The following is a 7,212-nucleotide window of genomic DNA, read 5'->3' on the forward strand; positions in this document are numbered from 1 at the left end:
AGGCTTTTTTACTTAAAAATTACTTAATAATGTTGGATATTTTTGAAAGAATAAAAGAAAATCCAGGACCTCTTGGACAGTTTGCAGATTACGGTGAAGGTTATTTTATTTTCCCAAGGCTGGAAGGCCCTATCGGACCAAGGATGCAGTTTCAGGGAAAGGAAGTAATTTTCTGGAGCGCTAATGACTATCTGGGAATGTGTAATCACCCTGAAGTGCTGGAAGCAGATGCGAAAGCTGCTGCAGAATTCGGAATGTTCTACCCGATGGGAGCGAGAGCGATGTCCGGGGAGACAGAACAACATTTACAATTGGAAAGAGAATTGGCAGATTTCGTTCAGAAAGAATCCGCCTATTTATTGAATTTCGGTTATCAGGGAATGGTTTCCACGATTGATGCTTTAGTAAGCAGAAATGATGTAATCGTTTATGATGTAGATTCTCACGCTTGCATCGTTGACGGTGTAAGGTTGCACTCCGGAAAAAGATTTACCTACAGACATAATGATATTGCAAGTCTTGAAAAGAACCTTCAGAGAGCCACGAAAGTAGCGGAAGAAACAGGAGGAGGAATCTTAGTGATTACTGAAGGGGTTTTCGGAATGAGAGGGCAGCAAGGTAAATTGAAAGAAATTTGCGAGCTGAAATCAAAATATCAATTCAGATTATTGGTAGATGATGCACACGGATTCGGTACGCTGGGTAAAACGGGAGCCGGAGCAGGTGAAGAGCAAGGCTGCCAGGATCAGATTGATGTGTACTTCTCTACATTTGCCAAATCTATGGCTGGTTTCGGAGCTTTTATTGCAGGAGACAAAGAAATCATCAGATATTTGAAATTTAACTTAAGATCTCAGATCTTTGCGAAGTCTTTAACAATGCCAATGGTCATCGGAGCATTGAAAAGGTTGGAATTGTTAAGAACAAGACCTGAAATCAAAGCTAAACTTTGGGAGAATACAAACAAATTACAGAATGGCCTTAAAGAAAGAGGCTTCAACATTGGAGACACCAATACTTGTGTAACTCCGGTAATGATGCAGGGGACTCCTGTAGAAGCTACGCTTTTGGTAAAGGATTTAAGAGAAAACTACAGAATATTTACATCTGTTGTAGTATACCCTGTAATTCCTAAAGGGATGATCTTATTAAGGCTAATTCCTACTGCATCTCATACAGATGCTGAAATCAATGAAACACTTGCAGCCTTTGAAGCAATCCATGATAAACTGGTAAGTGGATATTACAAGGAACAGGAGCAAAGATTATTACAGGAGCAAGGTTTAAGTTTTAAACCGATTTAATGAAATGATCTGATAAAAATAAAAGAGACTGTTTTTCACAGTCTCTTTTTTATTGCTCATCTGTTGATTCCTATTTTTTAGTTTACCTAATTAGTATGAAATCCAATTCCTGATTTGAGACAGGCTCTTTTACCATTATATTTTATATTGATAAACTTTTCTCCATCTGGCTACCGTATTTCGGCTTAACTTAAATTCTAACGCCAGTTGAGTATTATTGATATTACACTTTTTCTGATACCTGAGCATTTCAAGAATGGAATCTTCATCATAAGATTTTGACTGTTGGGTAATGTGAGAATCTTTCAGTATTTGCTTTTGGGCTATTAAATTATTAAATTTTATAATTTCTATGCTTTTGTTAAGCTTAGGAACCGAAATAGCCCCGTCTAAACCTTTACATTTTAAAAGGTCCTGATAAATTTTCTGATAATTAGGTGTTTTCATTATATAAGTATTTAGTGTTTTCTTAACCATTTATAAATAGTGGTTCTGGGAATATTATATTCTTCCATGACTTGTGATACTGTTTTTTGGTTGGAGGTAACCAGGCCCACCAGAAATTCTTTAATTTCCCGGGTATAAATATTCTTTCTGAAAAGAATTTTATCTCCGGTTTCTCTTACCTTTTTGTTATTTTTGGTATGAGAAATCCCATCATACAACAAAAGATGGGTCACATACAGCCGGAAGAAATCATACTCCACCAACTTGCTCCATTTCAGAAGCAGATCCGTATCTATGTTTTTTTCTTCATACATTCTGATAATCTCCTGTTCTCCTACTTTGAAGAAATTACAAATCCTTTCCATGGAAATATCTTTTTGTATGACCTGCTCTTTGATACAGCTTCCTATATGTATCTTTTTAAAATCTATACCCATAATCATTGAATATTGGTTTTTTTAACGCTTTTTCCCGTCATCCATAATAGATTGTGGATCATTTGTTAGGGTTTCCAGAAAGACCACACTGTTCCATTGAAAACAGCTAGTTGGTGCTTTACATTATCATAGACGATCATCCCCGCAGCAGGATTGATGATATTCAAATGCGGGCTGTCTGTTTTGGGAAGGATCATGGCCTTATTGGTATCCGTTAATACCAGAATCCCGGGTGTAACATTGGTATTAGCATTCACTCCTATGGCTGTTTTTGCGGCAGCCTGCTCCGAGAGCGGGTCCTGTAATGTAGTATTCACAACTCCGGTAGTATCTACACTCAGGTCAAACCAACTTCCGTTTTTTCGGTATTTTATTTTCTTATCGGTAGTATCATAGATCATAGTCCCATCTACAGCTCCTGTTACAGCTGCTGCAGAAGTTACCCAAGGCAAAAGCAGTCCTCTTGACTCTGTGCTTGCGAATTCTAAAGAAACAGAGGAGTTTGTTACTGAGCTTTTGCCTATGGCCACCTGTGAATAGACACAGGCGGAAATAATGACCAATATTGATATGAATGTTTTTTTCATTTTAGTATGATTAGAAGATTAGCTTTATTAATAATCCGGACACGTTTGTGTAGTAAAGCACTGCCAACCGAAAGTGGCTCCGTTGTCTGTGGTGGTATAGATCTTCAGGCAGTCAGCTTCTTCATCATATACCATCATCCCTTCCACAGGATTGGCAATAGCATTTACCTGGGCGGTGGTTGGAATCCTGTTCACCACAAATCCTTTGGTTTTAGCTTCCAAGGCTGTCCATGCTCCTTTTCTTACCATCGGCCAGTTCCCCATATTTGCACCTGCTCTTCCCAGTGCGGTTATCCCCTGTTTGGTATCCAACGTGGTTCCCACTGTTGCTGCCGGCTTATAGCAGAAACATCCTGAACTTATGGAAGCATTTTGAGAATCACCTATTCCCTGTCCTGCACTTCCCACAATGGTAGGAATCCCATTTACATCCACACATGAAGAACCTGCACATAAATTCTGATTAGAAGCCGTAGATCCTGTTCCTACAGAAAGACTGCTTGCCGCAGTTACTAATTGTGAGGTTACAATATTAGCCGCTCCTTCCAAGGCATCTATGCACCCATCATTATCTGAGTCCAGATCAAGTTGATTGGGGATACTATCTGCATCAGTGTCTTGTGTAGTACATGTTTCCTGCCCATCTAAAAATACGTCAAAACCATACGCCCATACATCCGCTGCTATTCTTAATTCAGCGTTCGTGATTGCGGAAGTTGTCTGATAAGTATTAAAAACTGTTGCATCCGGAAGAAATACAATCTTCCTGCCTAAATCCCGGGCAAAAACAGCTTTACCGTTAGCATCAATCATTGCGGTTTCATAGGTTCTCGTTAAGGAAGCAATGGTCATCTGCACAATACCTGATTGGTCAAAAGTAGATTCCGGCCAATACCCATTGGTAAAAACAGCATCACCGATAAGCCCGTAAGGAACATCTGTATTTAAATTATTATTGGTGATCTGATAGCCATAATCAGTAGCATTATTCTGTAATACGATCACTCCTTTGTTATTATTATCCGACCATGATAATATTCTGGTATTCACCGCTGTTGAAAGCTTGTCTGCAGAAGTCTGAGCATCATCTACTGAAGATCCTACATAGAAAATATCTATATTATCTGCTAATAACTGTGCCTCAGTGATAGCTGCTTCGGTAGCATAAGGTACAAATGTAATCCCGGGAATTTTATCATAAGTGCCTGTAGGGCCGAAATTAGCTGTATTGCTGAGCATATTGATCATTAATCCGGTTCTTCCAAGAGCTGTATTCAGATACCCTATTCTAAGGTTTCTGGTCAATCCACTGCAGGTATTCCCCTCATTCGTATCCAAAATACCATCATTATCATCATCCAAATCTGCAGCATCCGGTAAAATATCTCCGTCACTGTCCAGACATTTCCTGATCGTTGCATCAAGTGCCTGAGGATCATAGGTACTCAGGTAATTCGGGATTCCGTTGGTATTGGTATCTACAATATCTGCTAACCCATCACTGTTGGTATCCGTTGCCGTACCCGCCAGTGAGGTAAAGGCAAAGTTAGGAGTTAAGGAAGCTGTTGCTCCGGCTTCTAAAGCATCACTACAGGTATCCCCATCCGAATTTAAATCCAGATGATTGGGAGTACCGTCTCCATCCGTATCCAGTGTGCTGCATTGAGGCGCAACAAACCTGTCAAAGAAATAGGTCCAGGTGTCTGCAATGGCCTTTTGATCATTAGTAGTCGGAGTAATCATACCGGATTCAGCATTATAGATCGTGGCATCGGGGAAAATTAATAAATTATACTCCCGGTCTGTAATCACCACAGGTCTCAGATTCGCATCAGTCATCAGAATGTCGAACTGCCTTGTACTGGACTGGATCGTCATTTGAACACTTCCTGACTGATTCAAAGCTGGTGTTGGCCAATATCCGTTTGTATAGGTATTCGTTCCTATTGTTCCCGCGGGAGTGTTTGGGTTTACGTTGTTATTTGTAATTGTATAGCCATAATCTATGGCATTATTCTGAAGAGCGAATATAGATTTATTATTATTCTTTGCCCAATTGATCAGGATGGTATTAAGTGCTGTAGAAACCTTATCTGTACTAACATATGGAGGTGGGTTAGCCGAAGACCCTACAAAAAACACATCGATATTATTAGCCAATAAGCTAGCCTCTGTTATACTGGCTTCTGTGGCAAAAGGAACTAAAGTAATCCCTGTGGTCTTATTATAGGTTCCATAGGGACCAAAATTGTTCAGGTTTAATAGCATATTGGAAGCCAGACCATCATCTCCTGCACCACTGGCTAAATATCCTACCCTTATATTCCTGTTAATTCTTCCGCAGAAGTCTCCCTCGGTGGTATCCAATACTCCATCGTTATCATCATCTATATCAATAGGGTTGGGAACACCATCATTATCTGTATCGCTACATAGGTTTTGGTTACTGTTACTAGCATATTTTGCATAGGTGGAAACATAAGAAACCTGTCCGCTGTCTGCACTCGTTTCTACCGCATTCGCCAAACCATTGGTTCCATAAGGTGCAGGTAAAATACTAATCGTCTTATTGGAAGTCGCTCCTCCTTCATAGGCATCCGGACAAGTATCTCCGTCACTGTCGGTATCCAAATGGTTAGGGATTCCGTCTATATCTGTATCCACACTGCAAATTCCGGGTTTCGGATGTGCTGAAGGGACATAAACCGTTGTTGTTGAAAGCAGGGATGCGATCTCGTGTATTGCAGCAGTACCCGCTGCTACGGAGGTTGCATTACCTGCGGAAACAGTTCCTATATACCTGATCTGATAGTATAGGTAAGCTGTTGCAGAAGTATTGGTAAAGGTAGGATTTGTACCGGATATGCTTATTCCGGCGCCTGTGGTAAGAAGTGTATAGGCAACACCATCGTTGGAACCATATAATTTAGCAAAGCCACTGGCTGCCATTCCACTGGCTGCCTGGGTAACTGTCAATGATTTCAGAACGACCGGAGTTGGGTACTGAACCGTAAAGATAGCCGACCCTGAAGTGATCGTCTGCAATGCTGCAAAATTATATGCTGTAACGGTAGTTCCATCATTAGGGTTATCATTATACAGCAACGGGATAGTACTTCCAGCAGCAGGATCTCCGACTCCTCCATTTAATGTGGAAATTACAGAAGCAATCCTGTTGGCTTCGTATACTGTATAGAAGCAGTCCGGGGATTCTTCCGCATCCGGAATACCGTCATTATCGTCATCCAGATCACTGACATCTGTAATACCGTCACTATCTGAATCCTGTGCTTTTACTATATGTGTTCCTATTGACAGAAATAAACATATAGCAAAAAATTTAATTAAAAAACTTAAATTTTTCATTATTATTGTTATATCTTTAGTAAAATATTGGTTAACTTACTAATTTTTATTTACACGCTTTTCCAATTGTTCATTTTTTTCCTTCAATGTTTTTACTTCTTTCCTTAATTCAAAAACATAGAGATATAATTCTTCAATTTTTTCCAGGTTTATTTCTGCAGCCCTATTGAGTACAATTCCTCCTTGTGCTTCTATTTCAGAGGCAGAAGGAACACCTGGTAAATGTTTATTAAGACGTGTAAATTCTTCCACTTCATCCAAGCTCATCATTGTATATGAAGGATTTAGCTTTGATACTCCCTCAAAATGCTTTTCGAAGACATAATCCGGGGTAATTGTTCCCGAAGCCAGAATATTTCCTATCACATGCAGCTTTTGAGAAGGAGAGGTTGTTCCGATCCCAAAATTCCCGTTTGTTGCCAGTATCGCCCTGTTTGTTCCCACACCAAAAACCAAAGGCCCGGAAGAAGTATTAGTTCCTACAAATAACTCTGTACTACCGGTGGAAAAGAGCCTGGATGATCCGTTGCTCAGAAGTTCTATATCCAGCATACGGCTTGAATTAACCAAAGCTCTGATCAGGGAACCAGAACTTCCTCTTGTGATAAGTCTCGTACTTCCCGGAACAGCAACATTAATATCAAATGCAATATGATTATTATCATTAGTAACCCCATTCTGAAACCATAACATTTTATTATTGGTTGATACCATCCTGTCACTATTGAGCGTTCCGTCGGAGTTATAAATATTGATTCCCTGCGGAAGGGTAACAGCGCTGGAAGGTATCCCGTTTACGGTAGTGGTCAGGGTATTTCCTGAAACCGTGTTCGTTACACTATTGATAATAGGTGCCGTATCTGTTACTCCGTTGACCGTTGAGGTCATTGTGTTTCCGGAGCTGTTCAGTACATTGGTTGTAGCGGCCGTAATAGCCGGAGCCAGATTCACCGCAGTGCTTGAAATTCCATTCACTGTACTGGTCAGACTGCTTCCTGATAACGTTAATGTATTGCTGTTGATAATAGGAACAGTAGTACCTGTTATTCCGTTAACAGTAGTGGACAAGGT

General features: G+C 40.2%; 5 protein-coding genes and 1 pseudogene. 1 reads left to right on the plus strand and 5 read right to left on the minus strand.

What is annotated here, in order from left to right:
- Nucleotides 1-32: 32 nt before the first annotated feature.
- A complete protein-coding gene (locus BCF58_RS11890) occupies nt 33-1,304 on the plus strand; it encodes an aminotransferase class I/II-fold pyridoxal phosphate-dependent enzyme (protein ID WP_185144842.1) in 1,272 nt (423 codons plus the stop codon).
- A 135-nt stretch (nt 1,305-1,439) separates the two neighbouring features.
- Here BCF58_RS11890 and BCF58_RS11895 read toward each other — a convergent pair whose 3' ends face one another.
- The 5 genes and pseudogenes from BCF58_RS11895 to BCF58_RS17435 form a co-directional block, all read right to left on the minus strand.
- Nucleotides 1,440-1,751, minus strand: coding sequence for a helix-turn-helix domain-containing protein (locus BCF58_RS11895; protein WP_121461985.1), 312 nt, complete (start codon nt 1,749-1,751; stop codon nt 1,440-1,442).
- 11 nt (nt 1,752-1,762) lie between these two features.
- Complete coding sequence (locus BCF58_RS11900) at nt 1,763-2,194, minus strand: transposase (protein WP_228434792.1); 432 nt, start codon at nt 2,192-2,194, stop codon at nt 1,763-1,765.
- Between the two features lie 59 nt (nt 2,195-2,253).
- Entirely contained in the window at nt 2,254-2,775 is a 522-nt protein-coding gene (locus BCF58_RS11905) for a hypothetical protein (RefSeq protein WP_121461986.1), read from the minus strand.
- A gap of 27 nt (nt 2,776-2,802) precedes the next feature.
- The gene (locus BCF58_RS11910) at nt 2,803-6,141 is read right to left on the minus strand and encodes a glycosyl hydrolase family 2 protein (protein ID WP_121461987.1); all 3,339 of its coding nucleotides are present in this window, start codon (nt 6,139-6,141) and stop codon (nt 2,803-2,805) included.
- Nucleotides 6,142-6,180: 39 nt separating this feature from the next.
- Nucleotides 6,181-7,212: pseudogene (locus BCF58_RS17435) on the minus strand (hypothetical protein); the annotation flags it as partial.

This window comes from Chryseobacterium defluvii (assembly GCF_003634775.1).
Lineage (GTDB): Bacteria > Bacteroidota > Bacteroidia > Flavobacteriales > Weeksellaceae > Chryseobacterium > Chryseobacterium defluvii.